The 17,385-nt window shown below is 69.1% G+C and carries 11 protein-coding genes; 7 read left to right on the top strand and 4 right to left on the bottom strand.

Annotated elements, in window-relative coordinates:
- Positions 1–9: 9 nt before the first annotated feature.
- Positions 10–2,130 carry an AIPR family protein gene (locus ACSNOD_RS02080; RefSeq protein WP_436764954.1) on the bottom strand — a complete coding sequence of 707 codons (2,121 nt, stop codon included), beginning with the start codon at positions 2,128–2,130 and terminating at the stop codon, positions 10–12.
- A gap of 173 nt (positions 2,131–2,303) precedes the next feature.
- On the opposite strand from ACSNOD_RS02080, the gene ACSNOD_RS02075 reads away from it, so the two are divergent.
- Entirely contained in the window at positions 2,304–2,744 is a 441-nt protein-coding gene (locus tag ACSNOD_RS02075; RefSeq protein ID WP_436764953.1) for a hypothetical protein, read from the top strand.
- A 148-nt stretch (positions 2,745–2,892) separates the two neighbouring features.
- On the opposite strand, the gene ACSNOD_RS02070 is transcribed toward ACSNOD_RS02075, so the two are convergent.
- On the bottom strand, positions 2,893–3,156 hold the full coding sequence (locus ACSNOD_RS02070) for a helix-turn-helix domain-containing protein (RefSeq protein ID WP_436764952.1): 264 nt from the start codon (positions 3,154–3,156) through the stop codon (positions 2,893–2,895).
- Positions 3,153–3,917, bottom strand: a complete 765-nt coding sequence (locus ACSNOD_RS02065; protein WP_436764951.1) for a hypothetical protein — start codon at positions 3,915–3,917, stop codon at positions 3,153–3,155. The genes ACSNOD_RS02070 and ACSNOD_RS02065 overlap by 4 nt, the downstream gene beginning before the upstream one ends.
- Before the next feature lie 746 nt (positions 3,918–4,663).
- On the opposite strand from ACSNOD_RS02065, the gene ACSNOD_RS02060 reads away from it, so the two are divergent.
- Positions 4,664–7,366: a tetratricopeptide repeat protein gene (locus tag ACSNOD_RS02060; protein WP_436764950.1), complete on the top strand. Its 2,703-nt coding sequence runs from the start codon at positions 4,664–4,666 to the stop codon at positions 7,364–7,366.
- A gap of 30 nt (positions 7,367–7,396) precedes the next feature.
- Here ACSNOD_RS02060 and ACSNOD_RS02055 read toward each other — a convergent pair whose 3' ends face one another.
- Positions 7,397–8,299, bottom strand: coding sequence for a serine/threonine protein kinase (locus ACSNOD_RS02055; protein ID WP_436764949.1), 903 nt, complete (start codon positions 8,297–8,299; stop codon positions 7,397–7,399).
- A gap of 109 nt (positions 8,300–8,408) precedes the next feature.
- Between ACSNOD_RS02055 and ACSNOD_RS02050 the strand changes: the two genes are divergently transcribed.
- From ACSNOD_RS02050 to ACSNOD_RS02030, 5 genes are all read left to right on the top strand, one after another.
- A complete protein-coding gene (locus tag ACSNOD_RS02050) occupies positions 8,409–9,905 on the top strand; it encodes a PD-(D/E)XK nuclease family protein (protein ID WP_436764948.1) in 1,497 nt (498 codons plus the stop codon).
- 56 nt (positions 9,906–9,961) lie between these two features.
- Positions 9,962–11,041, top strand: a complete 1,080-nt coding sequence (locus ACSNOD_RS02045) for a hypothetical protein (RefSeq protein ID WP_436764947.1) — start codon at positions 9,962–9,964, stop codon at positions 11,039–11,041.
- Positions 11,041–14,544 carry a hypothetical protein gene (locus tag ACSNOD_RS02040; RefSeq protein ID WP_436764946.1) on the top strand — a complete coding sequence of 1,168 codons (3,504 nt, stop codon included), beginning with the start codon at positions 11,041–11,043 and terminating at the stop codon, positions 14,542–14,544. The genes ACSNOD_RS02045 and ACSNOD_RS02040 overlap by 1 nt, the downstream gene beginning before the upstream one ends.
- Before the next feature lie 32 nt (positions 14,545–14,576).
- The gene (locus ACSNOD_RS02035) at positions 14,577–16,595 is read left to right on the top strand and encodes a pPIWI_RE module domain-containing protein (RefSeq protein ID WP_436764945.1); all 2,019 of its coding nucleotides are present in this window, start codon (positions 14,577–14,579) and stop codon (positions 16,593–16,595) included.
- Between the two features lie 67 nt (positions 16,596–16,662).
- Complete coding sequence (locus ACSNOD_RS02030; RefSeq protein WP_436764944.1) at positions 16,663–17,370, top strand: RNAseH domain-containing protein; 708 nt, start codon at positions 16,663–16,665, stop codon at positions 17,368–17,370.
- The last annotated feature ends 15 nt before the right edge of the window (positions 17,371–17,385 follow it).

The following is a 17,385-nucleotide window of genomic DNA, read 5'->3' as shown; positions in this document are numbered from 1 at the left end:
GTCCGACGATCAGCCGTCGGTCGGCTCGTCCCCCACGTTCAGGCCTGCCTCCAGCCGCACGGCCAGCGCCAGGTCGTCCAGGGACCCCTCACCGGGAACAAACCAGCGGAGGGTGCCTTGTACGGACGACGTCACTCCGGACGCCTGCTTACGCATCTCCTTGGCGAGACCGCTGGGCGAGTACCACTCGCCGTCCGCATGCCACTGCAGTGGGTAGCGGCCGTTGTCGTTGCTCCAGGATGCCAGCGACCGCTTGGGGTCCGCGGCCAGCCATTCGGCCATGTCGCGGCGCTCGGGCTTGCTGTAGGGCCGGTACTCCAGTACCGCGCCCTCCGCGATGCGGCCGTTCGCGATCAGCGTGGTGACAGCGTTCACCTGCCGTCCGCGCGTCTCGACCTCGGTGACCTGGTAGTCGTCGCCCAGGGGCGGCGCGTCCTTGCCGGAGTCCAGCCCCCGGAGCGCGGCCCGGACGACGCGCTCGATCCGTTCCGTGTTCCGCACCGCGGCGATGATGTGGCTGGACTTCCCGTACTCCTGGTCGATCGCGGAGAGTGACCAGGCGAGGGCGTCCCGTACCAGATCGGGGACCTTCTTGAGCTCGTTCGGCCAGTAGAAGTCGGGGTCCTCGATTGACCGCGTGTTCAGGCTGCGGAAGACGATGTGCGTGACCAGCAGATCGCCGTGGAAGGCGGCAGCGTCCGCCCGCCACAGGAGTCCGTCGCGGAGCTCCTGGAGCCGGGCTCGCACCGCGCGGAGGAGCTGGACCGAGCGCCAGACCCGGTAGGCGTTCGGCGACGGGCCGAAGATCTCCTGGTAGGTGTCGTCCTCCCACAGGCCGGCGAGGTTCTGGTCGCGCTTCGCCGCCGCCGCGAGTTCGGCGTTCGGACTTGTGGCCGCCAGGGCTTCGGCCGCCTCCGTCATCGAGCAGCCGTGCTCGGGCTCCGGCAGCGCCTCCCCGCGCTTGATCACATAGCTGAGGTGCAGCATCAGGGCGAAGTCGTCACGGAGCTGGACCTGGGCCTGATCGAGCGACTTGAAGTCGCGCTCCTCGATCGGGTTCTGCGTGTTCGTGGTCGTGGTGACCTGGTCGCCGAAGCCCGGTGGGCAGTCCTCCAGCGAGATCAGCCGGACCATGACCCTGCCGAACTGGGCGGAATCTGGGTTCGCGGTGTACGCCCGGTGGATAGCGCTGACCGTCTGTGCGCCGTTGACCACACTGACCCCGGTGAGCTGGAAGTCACCGACCTTGCCTGGGACCGACTTGCCGATGGGCCTGATCGTCTCGCAGAGCATGGTGATGCCGTTGCTGAAGTACCAGAAGTGCTCCGGCTGCTCCAGCAAGGTGTTCCTGATCTTGATGTTGACATCGGTCAGGTCGAGGTTGTCGCGGATGTTGCGGGCGAAGAGACCACGCCGGTGCTCGCCGTAGAGGTCCGCCAGGTCCGGCGCTGTCATGGTTCCGTACAGGGCCTTGTACGGGGTCGACTCCTGGATGAAGCCGTCCAGGCGGACCCTGGTGTTGATCTGCGGGGCAGCCGCGTCGCCAAGGATGGCACGGTGGAAGTCGCGCAGGTCCAGGACCTTGTAGTCGACCATCTCCTCGACCTCGTTGAACTCCGCGATCTTCTCCTCGATGAGATCGCGGATGCCCGGGTCGAGCGGCGCGGTCCGGACGAGCGCGAGGACCAGGGTGATCTTAGGGGTGCCGGACTCGTAGGCGCGCTCGATGTCGGGGACGAACGGCTGGAACCGGCTGTTGAACTTCGAGTACCGGCGGTCGAGCATCATGTTCAGGCCCCGGAACATCCGGTCGACCTCGGACTCGCCGAAGCTGCCTTTGGCCTGGTCGCTCCACTTTGCCTGCACCAGGCAGATCCTCGGCTGGGCCGACCTCAGCTCCACGGCGATGGAGTCGAGACCGCGGTCGTCCTCGCCATCGAAGACGCTGAGCGCCGCGACACGATCGGGACAGGGGTGCTCGATCTGCACGGCGAGCGCTGCGAGCCCTCGGCTGAGGAAGGCCTCTCGCTGCTTCGTCTCCGAAGCCCGGGCCTTGTCCGCCATGTCGATGAGGCCGGTGAACCGCTCGTCGATCGCTTTGCGGACGTACCCCACGTGCAGCTTGCTCATGCTTCCACCCCTGTCCACGCCTTGGAGATCCTCGACACCCTATCGAGGGAGGATGCTTGGTGATGACGATGTGTCATTTCCGGGTGCAGGCAATCGGCCGCTTCGGCTCATAATCGTGATCGTCACAGTGACGCAAGATGGCCCAGTTGGCTCGCAGCGGGGAGGGACACATCATGAGTGAGCTGGTCGATCAGATCGCGGCACTTGAACGGAGGGTCGGGGAGGCGGACGAGGCGCGCAAGACGACTGACCGTCTCTGGGATGCCACCGAGGACGTACTCGACGAGCTCCGCTCGCTGCAGTCTGCGTTCTACACCTTCAGTTCCGACACCGACGGACCGGCGACAACGACTATCCGGCTGTCCAACGTGCTGCGTACGAGATTCAGAGCGCTGTCGCCGCCCAGCGCCTCCTCCCACTCGTTCGCCGACCATGCTGCTCAATTGGCGCTTCACAAGGGTTCGCCGCTCCCTGCCCTCGGCACGATGGGATCTGTCCCGGAGGTTGCAGCCAGCGGAGCAGGGACCCGCCCTCACCTGGGAGGAGTTGATGTGGGATTCGGAGCGGGGTTGGCGTCTCGGGAGGAGTCGCTTCGGAAGATCCGGTGCCGATGACGCACCATGTGGAAGTGCGTCGCGCTCCTAAGGATGGTCAAGAAGGAACGCCTGCCCCGCCGGTTTCCTAAGCAGCGCCGTGCGGCCCCGTGGCATCAGCCACGGGGCCGCACCTTGGCGGAGGATACGAGGCCCCTCTTCTTCCTTGTCAGGACCTGGCGCCCGGGTCGTCCACGTCCACGCTGTACAGCGGACGGTCCTCGATCCCCAAGGCGTGCATCAGCTCGTTGGTCGGAATCCTGTACCTGCCTCCGACGCGAAGGACGGGGCAGGGGAACTCGTTCTTGCGGATCAGCCGGTACGCGGTCGTCGAGCCGATCCCGAGCGCCCGGGCCGCCGTCCGCAGGTCCACTGCGACCGGCAGGTCGAACATCTCGGTGAATCTGAGTGGCCCCTCGGCCGGGTCCTTCATGCTCGCCTCCTCGCAGGGCGGACCGGCCGGGTGCCCACCCGGCCCCCGGACCGTCGCTGCTTCCGGGGGCCGTGGCGCGTCGAACGGCCCCACGCCCCGTCGTCGGTGTTGATAAAGGCCCCCTTGCGCAGACACTCCGGGCGCACCCGGAAGCGCAGCGGTGCGCGCAGCCCGTCCGGGCTGTTCGGACGGTCGACCTGCACGTCCAGGCCCTCCTCGGCCGGAGCGTCTGCCTCCCAGTCGGACGCGGTGAGCGCGCGATCCTGCGCGATGCGCTCGACCTCGGTGGAGGGGAGCTCCCGCAGGCCGTCGCGGGCGAAGCGCCACGCCCTGCTGCGCGCTGCGTGGATCAGGGAGGAGTCGGAGAGGCGGCTCGCGGTGTCCGGGGCCGCCAGCTCTTCCAAGAGGGCCAGGACCATCTCGGCCTCCACGTCCGACCGATCGGCACGCAGGCGCGTGCAGACGCGGTGAACCGTCCCGGTCAACCGGGGCAGTGCCAGCCAGATCATCAGGAGCTTCCCCGTCCTGTGTGGAGCGAGGTCACTCAGCGCGGTGCAAAGTACTTCCTTCCAGATCGCTGCGGCGAACTGCGGGTCGGAACCCGGACCGTACAAGGCCACGTGCGTCTCGGCGGCGGTCAGCCGGACCGGCTCCACTCCCTCGATGTCCGTAGGTACGGTCACGAGGACCGCGTCGCCGACCTGCAGCTCGTCGAAGTGCCGCCTCACCGAGGCGAACGTGCTGCTGGATGGTGGGTACATCAGGAAATATCCTCTCTCTGAGCTGAGAATTTGAGGTGTGCCGAGGTGCTGACGGGCTGCAGGCCTACAGGGTGGCCATCCCTCAGATGCGGATGGAATGGGAATAGGCCCCAGGCGCCCCACTTCGATGCGTTCCTATGCGGTGTTGGTCTTGCCGACCAGGAATCGTCGCCTTCGACCACGAGCGCGTGACAGGTGCGGACAGGCCGCGAGCTCGCCGATCGGAGGAGTTCGGAGGGGTGGGGTCGAGGTGGGTGGGTGCCCGCCCGGGGCGGGCACCCACGAGCTGTGGAGCTCAGACGGTCTCGAAGGGTGAGGCGTCCGGTGCCTCGGTGCGTGAGGTCGCCGGTGTGGTGCCCTCGGTCCGGTCGACCGCCCGCCGGCGGTGGCTCGGCGGCCAGTCGGGGGACTGGCGCAGACGGCTCGCCCGACGGTGTCGCTGACGGTTGTTCATTGAACCCGCGTTCCTTCCTGATGGATCGATGGATGACTACGCCGCCGTCTCGCGCTTCTGCGAGAGGCTGGTGCCATCGTGCCCGGGGACGGGACGAGCCCGTGGAGCGGAAACTGAGGGAAAACTGAGATCTGGGGGCGCGAAGGAGCAAGCGCGTGTAAAACGGCACACCGCAGCACACAAATGAAGGGGCGTTGTCGAGGGCCATACCACTGCTTTCGGTGCAGAGGAGGGAAGGGCGATGGAGGGGCGCGTACTAGGCCCGGTCAGAGCCGAAGGAGACGGCGGTGGAGTGGCCTTCGGAGTTTCTAAACCGGCCGCGCTGTTCGCACTTCTGGTGACATCACCTGGCTGCCGGTGCACCAGGAAGGAGGTCGCCGAAGTCCTCTGGGAGGGTGTCGAGGACGCCGGCGACCTGGTGGACCGTGTTGTCTCCGACCTGCGGAAGCAACTGGGCCGGGAGGTAGTGCCCCGGGGCACGTCGGGTTACTGCACGCTCCGCGTCCCGGAGGGCGGTGTCGACCTGCTCCGCTTCCGCGATCGGGTGGCGAGGGCTGCAGAGCTGAGTCATCCGGAGCGGTTCGAGCTACTCGGTGCGGCCCTGGAGGAGTGGGACGGCGGCGAACCGCTGCGCGGGCTCATCGGGAGCGGCTTCCATCTGCGCCGGGAGGAGCTAAGGGCCGAGTTGATGGCTGCCGTGTACGCCCGGCTGGACGCCGCCTGGAGGTCCAGGGAGGAGAAATGGCTCCGCGAGGAGACGGAGAAATGGCTCGAGCGTGCCCCGGAATCGCCCCAAATTTTCCGGTTCTACCTGCTCGCTCACGGCGACCTGCCGGAGCGTCGACGTGAACGGCTCATCCAGGAATGGGCGAAGCGCAACGGAAAGCCGGACGCCGACTTGCAGAGCGCCATCGACCAGGTCCGGGGAGTCGCCCACCGGCCGGGCGGGACGGTCCTACCGCCCGTACCCGCCCAGTTACCCTGCAGCGGCCGCAGGCCGGTCGGGCAGGATGAACTGATCCGCAGGCTCGTCGAGGCCGTGTGCGAGGAGCAAGACGCCGGCAACCTGGCGCTGGTCCTCATCAGCGGCATGGCGGGTGTCGGGAAGAGCTTGGTGGCCCGACACCTCGCCCGTCGGCTGCGGGAGCGGTTCCCCGATGGGGTGCTCTACGCAAAACTGAACGGGTTCGCCGACGGAGATGTGCGCCCTGCTGAACCGGACGAGGTTCTGAACCGATTTCTGGCCGCGCTGCCGCCTTACACCACGGTGACCGGACCGGAGAGCAAGAGCAATGCGCTGCGGTCCGCGCTGGCCCACCGCTCGGCTCTCATCGTCCTAGACGACGCGCTCAATACCCAGCAGGTGCTGCCGCTGCTCCCCGGAGACGGTACATGCGCCGTGATCGTCACCAGCCGCAACGACCTCTTGCGCCTGCAGTCCGAGAGAAAGGTGTTGTTCCGCAAGGTGGAACCGCTGCGAGAGGTGGACGCCCTGGAAGTGCTTCAGGAGAAGGTGCCGGCCGAAGACCGGGCGAAGCACGCCCAGGCCTTCAGCGATCTGGTCCGTCTCTGTGGCCGGCTGCCGCTGGCCCTCGTTGTGGTGGCCCGGCTTTTGGAAGGCGGTGGGCGTCCGCTGCGTACCCTCCCGGCCCTGGTGCGGGAGATGGAGGAGGAGCGGAAGCGGGCGAAGCTGGACACCCTGCACCTTCCGGAGCACGAACTGTCGGTCCGTGCCGCGCTGAACTGCTCCATGCGCGTGCTCGGCGACGATGCCCGGCTGCTGCTGTGGCAGCTCGCCGTCCACCCCGGGCCCAGCGCCTCCTGGGAGGCGGTGATGGACCTCGGGAGGGCGGCGGGCGAAGGGGCGCGCACCGACCTGGCCCTGGTGGAGCTCGTGGCGGCGAACCTGGTGGAGCTCCAGGGTGACCGCTACGGGCTGCACGATCTCGTGCGGGCCTTCGCCCGCAGCCACGTGCGACCGGGGTCGGACGCAGATACGGCGGACATCGAGAGGGCGACCGTACGGCAGGTGCTGGAACACCAGGTGCACAACGTCCGCGCCTGTGACCGGGTGCTTGACCACGAGCGCACCCTGCCCGTCGGCGAGCCCGACGGGGTCACGGTCACCGACCCCGCGGAACCGGGGCAGGCCATGGCGTTCCTCGACAAGGAGTACGCCACCGTCCAGCGAGGTATCCGATTAGCCATCGGTCAGGGCCTCGAGCGGTACCAATGGCTGCTACCGATGGCCTTGGTTACCTACCAGTGGCGCCGCCACCTCCTCGACGACGCACTGAGGAACCTCCGGTACGCCGCAGAGGCAGCGGAATCCGCCTCTGCCCCGGTCGATTGCGCCATGGTCCACCGGATGCTGGCAGGGACGCAGTGGCGGCTCGGCAACTACGACCCTGCCGTGGGCCACCTGCGCCGGGCCGTCCTGCTCAGCAAGGAGGACCAGAGCGAGGCAGGCCGACTGAGTCTGGCCCGGTCGCTGCACCGGCTCGGGATCACCCTGCGCAAGCAGGACGACCGAACGGGTGCGGAGGAAGCGCTGTGCCAGGCGCTGGAGTTGTGTCGAGAGGTGTCCGACCCGGTCGGGGAAGCGGCCGCCCTGAACGCCCTTGGTGCGCTCCACCACGACCGGGGCGATCACGAGCAGGCTCTGCGTCGGTGCGCCGATGCCCTAGTTGTGGTGGAGCGCACGGTGGAGCGCAGCGGCTTGGCCGACGTGCTGTTCACCCTGGCCAAGGTGCACCTGGCCCGCGCCGAGCGGGGCGAGGCCGTGTCCCTGTACCGGCGGGCCTGCGACATCTACCGCGAACAGGAGAACTGGCCCAACGAGGACAAGGCGAGGCTGCTCTTCGCGGACGTCCTGGTGTCCGCCGGTAAGACCGAAGAAGCGGTACGGGAGCTGGAGAGAGTCATCGTGCTGCGCGAGCTGATGGGTAATGAAGGCGTACGTGAGGTCCGGGAGCTGCTGGAAGGGCTGAGGTGACCCGGTGGGCCGGCGGCCGCCGGGTCACCGTCACAGCCGGGGCGGATGCGTGCGGTAGTGCTCGGTCGGGTCGGGGCGCAACCGCTTCGACGGCCGCCGTGAGCCCAGCCGGGGCAGGTACGGGCGGAGCCGGTCGAACACCTCACGGACATCCGCCGGGCGCTCCTCCGTCTCCCACCGGACCATCCACAGTGCGAGGGAGGCGAACTCAGGGGGGAGCTTGGCGAGCAGATCGGCCGGCAGCACCGGGCCGCCCGGTTCCGCCCGCTCCTCCAGTCCGCCGTAGGGCAGCCGCATGACGGTCATCTCCAGCAGGATGCAGCCGAGCCCGAAGATGTCCGCCCGCCGCGTCAGACCTGAGGGGCACGCGTCGGACTGCTCGGGGGAGGCCCAGCCACGCGTGCCGCGCTCGTGGGATGTCGGCTCGCCCGCCATGATCGCGTGGCCCATGTCGATGAGACGGAGACGGCCGTCCGGTTCCACGATGACGTTCTCAGGTTTGAGATCGCAGTGCACCAGATTCCGGTCGTGCACTTCCTGCAGGATTTCGCACAGCTGGCCGATGACGGACGCGACAGTCCCGGGATGCCGTACGGGGCGGGCCGCCAATAGGACGTTCTGCAGTTGGCGCCCCTCGACGAATTCCATGACCAGGCATCGGCGTCCCCGGTGCATCCCGGTGGCGATTATTTCGGGAATCGCCTGAATTCCCGTCAGCATCATCATGCGCGAGCCCTCTTCGAGAAGCTTACTGCCGGCCCAGTGGAAATCGCTTTCGGGGCCGAGATCCCGGGCCTTCTGGAGCTTCAACGCCACCCTCTCCCCGCTCCTGCGGTCGCGGCCGAGGAAAAGGTCGCCCTGGCCGCCGTCGCCGACCATGTCCAGCACTTCGTAGCGCTTTTCCACATTGCCGATCTCCTGAATCTCCCTCAAGGCCGCCCTCCTTCTCTTCCGTACAGAAACGGAGCAGGAAATGTCACAGTCATGGCTGCCACCCGACGGGGTGACCCGCACCTCCGAAGTCATCACGGTATCCGCTGGAATGTTCAAGGGAGGAGAGTTCCGATGCCCCGCCGCCGACGCCCTCAAGTCCCGCGGCTACCACACCGCCGCACCCGTACCGCGCCGCCGCGAGCGGTTGGAACACTTCGCTCTTGGCCCCTTCATGGCCGCCTGCGACGCCCGCTTCCGGCCTTCCGGCAGCCCGCCCCGGACACGTACCGCGCCCCTGCACGACGGCCTGAGGACCTGGTCGGACCATGGCGTGAAGATGTACGAGGCGGCCTTCCCCGCCAACCCGGAACGCCCCCTGAACGAGGTCCCCGAGCCGTGGACGTACCGCTACCGGCCGTCCGGCCCCGACCCGCGGAATGCCCAGGAGTACCGCTTCACCGTGTGGGGCCGCTGCCTGGCCTCCGCCGATGGTGCCTACCGTGAAATCCGTCTGCCCGTGCACCGCCTGAACCGGGACCTGCCGCCCCACGGGTTCACCGCCGCCGTCGCCCTGGTGTTGGCCGAGGGCACCCCCGGGCCTCCGCCGGAGCATGTACGGATCGTGGAGTTCGCGCTGTTCGACGGCCGTACGCGGGAGCTCTTCGCCGGTAACCGGGCGCAGGCGCTCGCCCGGTACCGCGAGCACGGCCCCGACGCCCTGGCCGGCGTACTGGACGGACGGGACTACCGCCCGGGGTCCGCCTGCGGCGGATGCCCCTACCTGCCGGTCTGCCCGGCCCTGCGCGCGGCGCCCGGACTGCTGGGCATCGAGGCGCCGGACCGGCCCCGCCGGACCTGGTCGGTGACCAACGGACGCAACTACCGGGCCTGCCCGGCCCGCGACCACATGCGCCGGTTACACCTACCCACGGCGGACTCCGTTGAGCGCGAGGTGACGGCCGAGCGTGGCCGGGCCTTGCACGCCTACCTTGCCGACCGGCACGGCCACGGATCGCCACGACCGTGCACGGTCGAGGTCCCCGAGGAGTGGGTGCCGGACGGATTCGACCTGCCCGACCACGAACGCACGCTAGGTGCCCTCCTGTTGCGGCGGCACGCCGCGGTCTGCCCGCTGCGATGCGTCCGGGACGGGACGGACGTGCGGACCGAACCCCGGGTGGTGCGGCACGACACCGCCGCCGACGTGGTGGTGATCGCCGCACCCGACCTGCTCTACCGGGACGCCGACTCTTGGGTATGGCGCGAGACCAAGACCTCTGTCACCGACCGGCCATCCAATCGCCCCCTGATGGAGCTGTACCCCCAACTGGCCCTGGCGGTCGTGCTGATCGCCCGCGGTGACCTGGGCGGAGCTCCGTCACGTGCCCGGGTCGAGCTGGAGGTGCTGCGCCCCGGCGGTGCCGACCTGGAAATCATCGATCCCTTCTCCTCAGCCAACCGGACCGCGGCGGAGGAAGTCCTGCGGGCGATGGTGGCCGACTGGCACGGGGACGATCGCTACGCGGCCGTGCCCGGACGCTCCTGTGAGCGGTGCGAAGTGGTCCGCTGGTGCTCGGCGTCGCGCGCCACCGAGGCCGCGGCATGAGGGCGGGGGCAGCCCGCCGGGCCGGCCGGCCGGGCCCCGGGGAGGCGTCCGACGGCGTGGGCAGAGCACTCTTCGGCGAGCTCGCCCGCATGGTGGCGGCCCTCGCCGAGGTGCAGGAACTCCGCTCGTTCGCCCTGCCCTACCCCAGTATCGCCCAGCGTGCGCTGGACCGCACGGTCATGCACTGCCTCGATGTCGGGGAGACACCGCCGAGAAGCCTTCCAGAGCTGTGGGAGTGGTGCCGGACGAGGCCGGCTGGCGATCCGCTCTTCGCGGTTCCAGCCTCCCTGGTCACCCCGGATACGACGCTGGTGCACCCGGTTGGCCGAATGCCGACCCGGTCGTGCCTCGAAGTCGCCTCCCACGCGCCGGACGGGGGAGCGGCGGCAAACGCCCGCGCGCTTCTGGACGACCTGGAAGCGCGGTGCGCAACGGGTGAGCGGTACCGGCAATGCCGGAGATTCCTGGCCAACCACCCGGTGGTCCACCAGCGGGACCGCTTCGGGCCCGGCTGGAGCAAGGCCGTCTGGAGCCGGGTCAAGGACCTCTACGGGCCGTTGCCCGAATCCCTGCTTGTCGACGACGTCTTCCTGCGCTGCCCCTCGTGCGGGCTTCCTGCGCTGTCCCGGAACGGGGCTGTGCCCGTACCCGGGCCGTCCGCCACCGACGCGGACATCTGGTGCGAGGGGGAGGAATGCCCGCGCGACGATCCCCTGGAACTAATCCGCGAGCCGGACCAGGCGTGGATTCTGCGGCGTTCGTTGCGGATGTTCCTCGCACTGCCGCACCGGACCGAAGAGGCTGCCCGGGACGCCCTGGATCGCGCCGGAATCGACCACGAGGCCCTGCCAGGGCCTCTGTCCGCCTACCGGTTGAAGGACGCCGGTCCCGGGATCGTTGACATGCAGGTGTACGACCGCCTGCAGCCGGCCCTTCTTGCCGCACATCTCGCCGACAGCGCGCCCTTCGCGGACCGCACCCTCGTTGTGGTACCGGCCTCGCTTGCCGGACGGGACGGTTACCGGGAGGCCTTCACCGACGCCCTTCCCGCGCTCCCGCGGGCCCGACTGGTGCTCACCACACCCGTGGACCTCGTGCCCGACCTGGGACGGCCCCCGGAGAGAGGAGAAGGATGATGCGTAGCATCACACCGCCCCTGACCGACGTACTACGCACACTCAAGGCGTTCGTGGGGTCGTCCGTCCCCAAGCCCGCCCTGGAAGCCCTCTGCCAGGTGGAACTCGGCCTGTACCTCCAGCAGAAGCTAATGCCGGGCAGCCCCGCGAGCAGCGCCTGGGTGCTGTTCAGTGGGTACGGGTTCGCCGAGGCGTACGGAGCGCCGCTGCCACCGGAGACCGCGCAGACGCTTCGTGTCGCCAGGTACTCGCTGTGGACGCTGCGCAGGAGCCGTACCTGGCGCGAGGCGCTGGAGATCTACCAGACGTTCGCTCCCAGGGTGCGCGGCTACGACGTACCGGACACCGAGTCACCCGCCACCCGCCGCGAACTCTCCGTCGCGGGCGACCGCTTTTCCGTCTACGAGCAACTGCTTCGTGTCGCCCCGCCGCTCGCGGGCCAACGCATGCCTGTCGCGGGCCAGGGCCCGCATGCCTTCCCCGTCAGCCGCACCATGGCCGTCGTCGACCTGCCGCCCGTCCCTCACACCCCCCTCGTCGCCCACGACATGGACCTGGGGCCGGCCGGCGGCGGAGAGCCCCTGGTCTTTACAAGGAGGAGCCTGGAGCGCACAGCGGCGGAGATGGACGCCACGCACGCCCGCGTCGGCGAGGGAAGGGCGCCGCGCTGGCTGGACCGGCTGCGGGCCTTTGACCTGTCCACCAAGGAGAACGGTACGTTCCACAAGGCCAGCCGGGAAAAGGACTTCACGTTCACGGTCGACGGCACCCAGCACCTGCTCGGCATCGTCGGCGCGGGCAAGAGCACGCTGCGCGACATCGTCGCCGTCCATCTCGCCAAACTCGGCAAGCGCACCACCATCGTGGTCACTGAAGTCGCGGAGGTGCTGAAGCTCGTCCAGCTCTACAACCTCTATACCGGCGGCGCCGCCGCACCCGTGCTCGGCTCCTCCGGCCGGGAGCGGCACGCCCAGCGGCTGCACCGCCGGCTGGCGGGCCGGGGCGAGCACCGGCTGCTTGCCCATGACGACCCCGGTTTCGCCTACCTCGGAACCTCCTGCGTGCTCAACGTCAGGCGCCAGGGCGCCACGTCGTCCACCGAGCCGCTCGCCTTCGGCGAGGCGCCCTGCTCCCGGCTCCAGCCACCATCGGACCCGCGGCGCGACAAGGGCGGCGGACGGGCCTCCGAGTGGCAGAAGGGGGCGACGAGCTGCCCGTATTGGTCCGCCTGCCCCCGGCACCACGGAGCTCGCGCCCTGGTCGGCAGCCTGATCTGGGTGGCCACGCCGGCCGGACTGATCGACGGCTCGACGCCCCGCCCCCAGAACGGTGAGCGCATCCGCTACCTCGAACTCGCGTGCGGCCGCAGCGACCTCGTGATCGTCGACGAGGCCGACCGTGTACAGATGCAGCTCGACCAGACCTTCGCACCCGCCGTCGTCCTCGCCAGCGAAGAGGACAAGGGCCTCATCGACCAGCTGAGTCGGCACAAGATCCGGGAACTCGCGGCGAGCGGGCGCACCCAGCTCTCCGAACGGGACGTGGAGACCTTCGCCGCCGCCCTCAACACAGCCGCAGCGGCCACCGACCGACTGTACGCGATGCTCGTCGCCGGGTACGAGTTGCGCAACTGGGTACGGACGGGTTACTTCAGCGCCTGGACGCTCCAGCTGGGACTGCTCGACGAACGCTACGCACTCCCCGACGGCAGTGGGCCGGAGCACCAAGACCACGCGCCCAGAGAGGCCCTCGGAAAGCTTCTCGACGCCTTTCGAGACAACCCCTTCGGCGACCGCCGCCGCAGGACGCAGGAAGACTTCAGCCGGCTGACCGCCCTTCTCAATGAGCTGCTCCACACCGGTAACCCGGAGAACACCCGGCGCCACCTGACCGAGGTCATGGACGAGGTATTTCACATCGACCCGGAGTACATGGCTGCCCGGAAGCAGAAGTACAAGGAGGAATACGAAGAGTGGCGGCGCGAGGAGGAGGAACGGCAGAAGAAGCGCGGGCGCCGCCGGAAGCCCAAGCCGCCACCCCAGACCCCCGAGCAGTGGCGGCAGAAACTTGCCGAGCGCTTCGAGTTCGCGCTGCTGTTGAGCGCCCTGGAACCCCGGCTCGCCATGATCAACGCTATGTGGCCCCGTGTCGAGGCGGCCCTCAGTTTGGGCTACAACACGATGTACCGTCGGCCGCTCGACTACGGCCCGATGGTGCCCGAGGCCCCGATGGGCAACGTACTCGGCTTCCAGTTCCGGGTCGCGGGCGAAGACGAGGGTGGAATCCGCAGCGGCGAATTGACCTTCTTTCGATGCAGCGGCGTCGGGCGTGAGCTGCTGCGCGCCATGCCCCACCTTGCCTCCGTCGATGGCAGGCCCGGCGCCCATCTTCTACTCATGTCCGGCAGCAGCTGGGCGGGGGCGTCCAGCCGCTACCACGTCTGCGTCCCGGTTGGTGTGATCATTGAGCCGCCGACCGAGGTGACCGAACGCATCGCGGACGAGAGCCTGATGCGATTCGAGTTCATCGACGACGGGGACGAAAAGCTGCGCCTGTCGGGGGCCCACCCGGACGACCGCCCCGAAAAGCTGCGCCGCATCGCCACCCACCTCGGAGCAGGCGAGTACGAAGCTCTTGAAGGGGGCCCGCTGGAGCGCGAGTTGCTGTCCCTACCCCCGGGGCGCGCCCAGATTCTCCTGCTGGTCGGCAGTTACGCCGAGGCGCGCATCGTGGCCGACACCCTGCACAACCTTAACTCCCGCTGGCGCGACAGCGTGCTGTGCCTGGTCTCGGACGACGAGGAGATCGCCCCGGAAGACGAGGCGCCGTCCGCCTATCGCGCCCGGTCACTGCGCCGGGGCGACGTCGAGTACCTGAAGGACCTCGACGCGAATGTCCTCGTGGCCCCCCTACTGGCCGTGGAGCGGGGCCACAACATCCTCAACGACGACGACGAGGCGGCCATCGGCACGGTCTACTTCCTGGCACGGCCCAATCCGCATCCCGAGGACCTGTCCCTGGCCGTCCACGCCGTCAACGACTGGATCGTCCGCGCCGTCACCAGCGGTGACTTCGACACCTGGGTACGGGGACAGGCCACGGTCGAGGAAGGTGCCGACGAGGTCCGCCGCCTCGCCCGTTCGCGCTGGTACCAGGTGCTTGCCCGCTCGATGGCGTGGAGCCGCCTCGACGACGAGGTCCGGGAGCAGGTCACGTGGGACATGCTGGTCCTGATGTGGCAGGTGATCGGGCGGCTGGTGCGCGGCGGTGTACCGGCCCGGGTTGTCTTCGTCGATGCCGCCTTCGCCCCCAACCGTGGGGCCGTACCACCGCGAACCGACACCCCTGAGTCCAGCCTGCTGCACAGCGTGCTCGACGTGCTGGACCCGTACTTCGAAGGCGGCACGAAGAGCGCGGAGGAGCAGTTCATCGCCCGCGCCCTGTACGAACCGCTTCGGCGCATGCTCACCCGCCTGCTCGTCCCTGCATCCCCCCACCCGTAAGCGCTGGACTCCAACTGTAAGGAGGCAATCTCGTGTATCACACCATTCGCGTCGCGGCCTACGAACCCGACCCGCTCCATGGACCGTGGCAGGAGGAGATGAGGGTGCTGCGGCTCGGCGAGGAGTTGCACACCGAGCTCACCAGGATGCACGCCGAGGCAGACAAGGGCTCCGTTAGCCCCGACCGGCTTCCCGTACGTAGGCTCAACTCCCTGCTCCAGGCGATGGCGCCCGGTGTCATCGCGACCGGCCGCAACGCCGGAACAGACGGTCGCCTGCCATGGCTCTATGCGCGGGAAGCCGTCCCGCCGGAGGTGCTTGTCCCGGTGATCGGCGCCTGGGCGGCGGGCATGTACCGGGAGGAAGACGACACCGAAGACGCCGATCTGGAGGAGAGGCTCTGCTCCGACGACCCGGCCGAGGCCGTCCATCTACCACGTTGGGAGGCCGAATCGGTCGACCTCGCCGAGACCGTGACCTCGGCGGGCGGAACCGCCGAACCCGCCGCGCGGCTCTACAGCCTGCTACCCGAGTGGGTCGCCTTCCGCCTGGCCGCCCGGGCGTTCCGAACTGGGGGCACCACACTCCACTTCCGCGTCGAGAGCTCGGGCAACGGTGCGCGACTCGTCTCCTGGCCGCCGCAGCGATATGAGCGACGCGGGCAAACTTGGTACTACTCGGCCTGCCTCAACATCACCGTCCACACCGTGCCGTTTGCCATACGGTTTCGGGTCCATGTGTCCACTCAGGTACGCCGGTGGGCCACCCGGCTCGACGTACGCCCCCACCAGCTCGGCGGCACGACCGTCCTGCTCGATGCCCCGCTGCCATGGCCGGGAGGGCCGGACCGGGGCCACCGGCTGATGGTGAACACCCTCGGCTTCGACTGGCGGCTGAAGAAACTGGCCTGGCGCCACCACAGCCCCGCACCGCTGGTGCCCGAGCTGGACATCGTCCGCAACTACCCGCTCCCCGAGGCGCTCTTTTCTCACCCGGAACACTGGATCAATGGGTCCGGGGATGTGGCCGCCGGCATCGTTTACCATCCGGCGATCGGCCCACACGAAGTCGGACCGGGGCTGATGCCTCGGGAGCGGGCGAATCTGGACGCCTGGGTCGAGGAAGGGTTGCGCCCCATGCTGACCCGGGTCCCTGATCTCACACGCGTGACCCGGAGGAACACCCCCTCGCTGCTGCCCCGTTCAGGTGCCGGACGCGATCCGGGCGTTCGGGACGCGCAGCTGGCCTTGCAGCGGCGGGCGGCGCTGGTGCGCGCACTGAACGGCCGTCCCCTGGAGATCGACGTTTTCTGGCAGTCCCCGGAAACCCGGGCCGCACTGCTTGCGGAACTGCCGAAGCTCATCGGCTGCCCTCCCGGGGAGAGAGTGGGGCCGGCCGAGGACGACACCTGGCGGTGGCGGGGCGAGGGGGTCGAGATCCGCGTACGAGCCCGGCCCGCGGGGCCGCTGGCCGACGCCCTGCCGGTCTCACGGGAGCGCAGGAGCCCCAGGGCCGTCCGGCTGGCCGAAGCCATCGAAGGGCGCTGCCGGCTCGTGGTGGACCGGGTGGTCCCGCGACCCGACGGGGCCGGAGTCGTGATTGCGGAGATCGCCGGGAAGGAGCGCTTCGCCGCGGTCCCCGACTCAGACCCCAAGCACGCGCTGCGCATCGCCTGGGCGCGGCAGGGCCGGCTGAGCCAGTTCGTCAACCTGCCCGACGACACTGACAGTGGCCTGGAGCACCGGGCCAGGTGGACGTGGCTGGATGCCTTCCGACAGCTCGGCGCGATCAGTCCGCCCGCCCACCGGGTGGGAGCCGGAATTCCCGGCGACCTCCAGTACGTGGCGCTCTGGCTCGTACGCCACACCAGGAAGGGGCCCACGCGGTGCCCCGTCCGCCGGCTGGTTGCGGTGCGGGTCCGCCCTGGGGACGGACCGGGCGTCATCGAGGGGTGGGATGCCGAGCGCGCCGAATGGGTGCCGTACCCGAAGCTCTTGCTGCTGCTCTCCCAAGCAGTGGAACCCGTGGCGGGGGGCGAGGGAGGAGGCTGATACGGGAGGCTCTGGCGATGGTGCGGCCGATCGGGGAGGAGGGCTCCGGCCCGCTACCCGCCGGGGCGTGGAGCAGCGCAGGCAGCGGGAGACCGAGCGGCAGATTCGCGCGCTGCTCTTCCAGCTCCGTGACCGCCCGACGCTCCTGCTGGCGGATGCTGGCAATCTGCGCCAGTGCTGGCCCGGCCTGTGCAACGGCGAACTGGACCGCGACATGCTCGGCTTCGGCAGCGAACCCGCCCAGCGCCACACGCTCTACGGCGATGACCTACGGGTGGTGCTCGTACGGGATGCCAACGCGCGAGAGGAAGTGGCGGAGTGGTACGCCCACGACGCCAAGGGCAGGGTTGGCTTCGCCGAGGGTGTGTGGGGGACGGCGGAGGCGGAGAGCCGCGTCTTCGCGAGTACAGCCTCGAAGCCGCACACGGTGGCGAAACTGCCGAAGGGACTCATGAAGCTGGCGCCCACGGCACAGGGCCGGACAGCACCCGGGAAGACTGCCTGGAACCCCGGGCAGCTGGAGATCACCGTGCTCGGCTGCCTGTCGGAGAAGGCGCTGGCGGACTCGGGGCGTGAAGGGCACCTGCCTGACCGGCCGGCGGAGTGGGCGACGCTCACACACCAGCTGCGCTACCACGACGACTACCCGCCGCTCGCCCGGCCTCTCCCGCTGCACCTGGCGCGCCTCGCCGGTGAGTACGTGCTTCCGGTGGCCGGGACATCAGGAGGAGGGGAGCACGTGATCCGTTCCAAGAGCGAGGCGCCGCCTGCATAGGGCGTCCCAACGACC

This window comes from Streptomyces sp. URMC 123 (genome assembly GCF_051386515.1).
In the GTDB taxonomy this organism is placed as follows: Bacteria; Actinomycetota; Actinomycetes; order Streptomycetales; family Streptomycetaceae; genus Streptomyces.
This window is presented reverse-complemented; position numbering and strand designations above follow the sequence as displayed.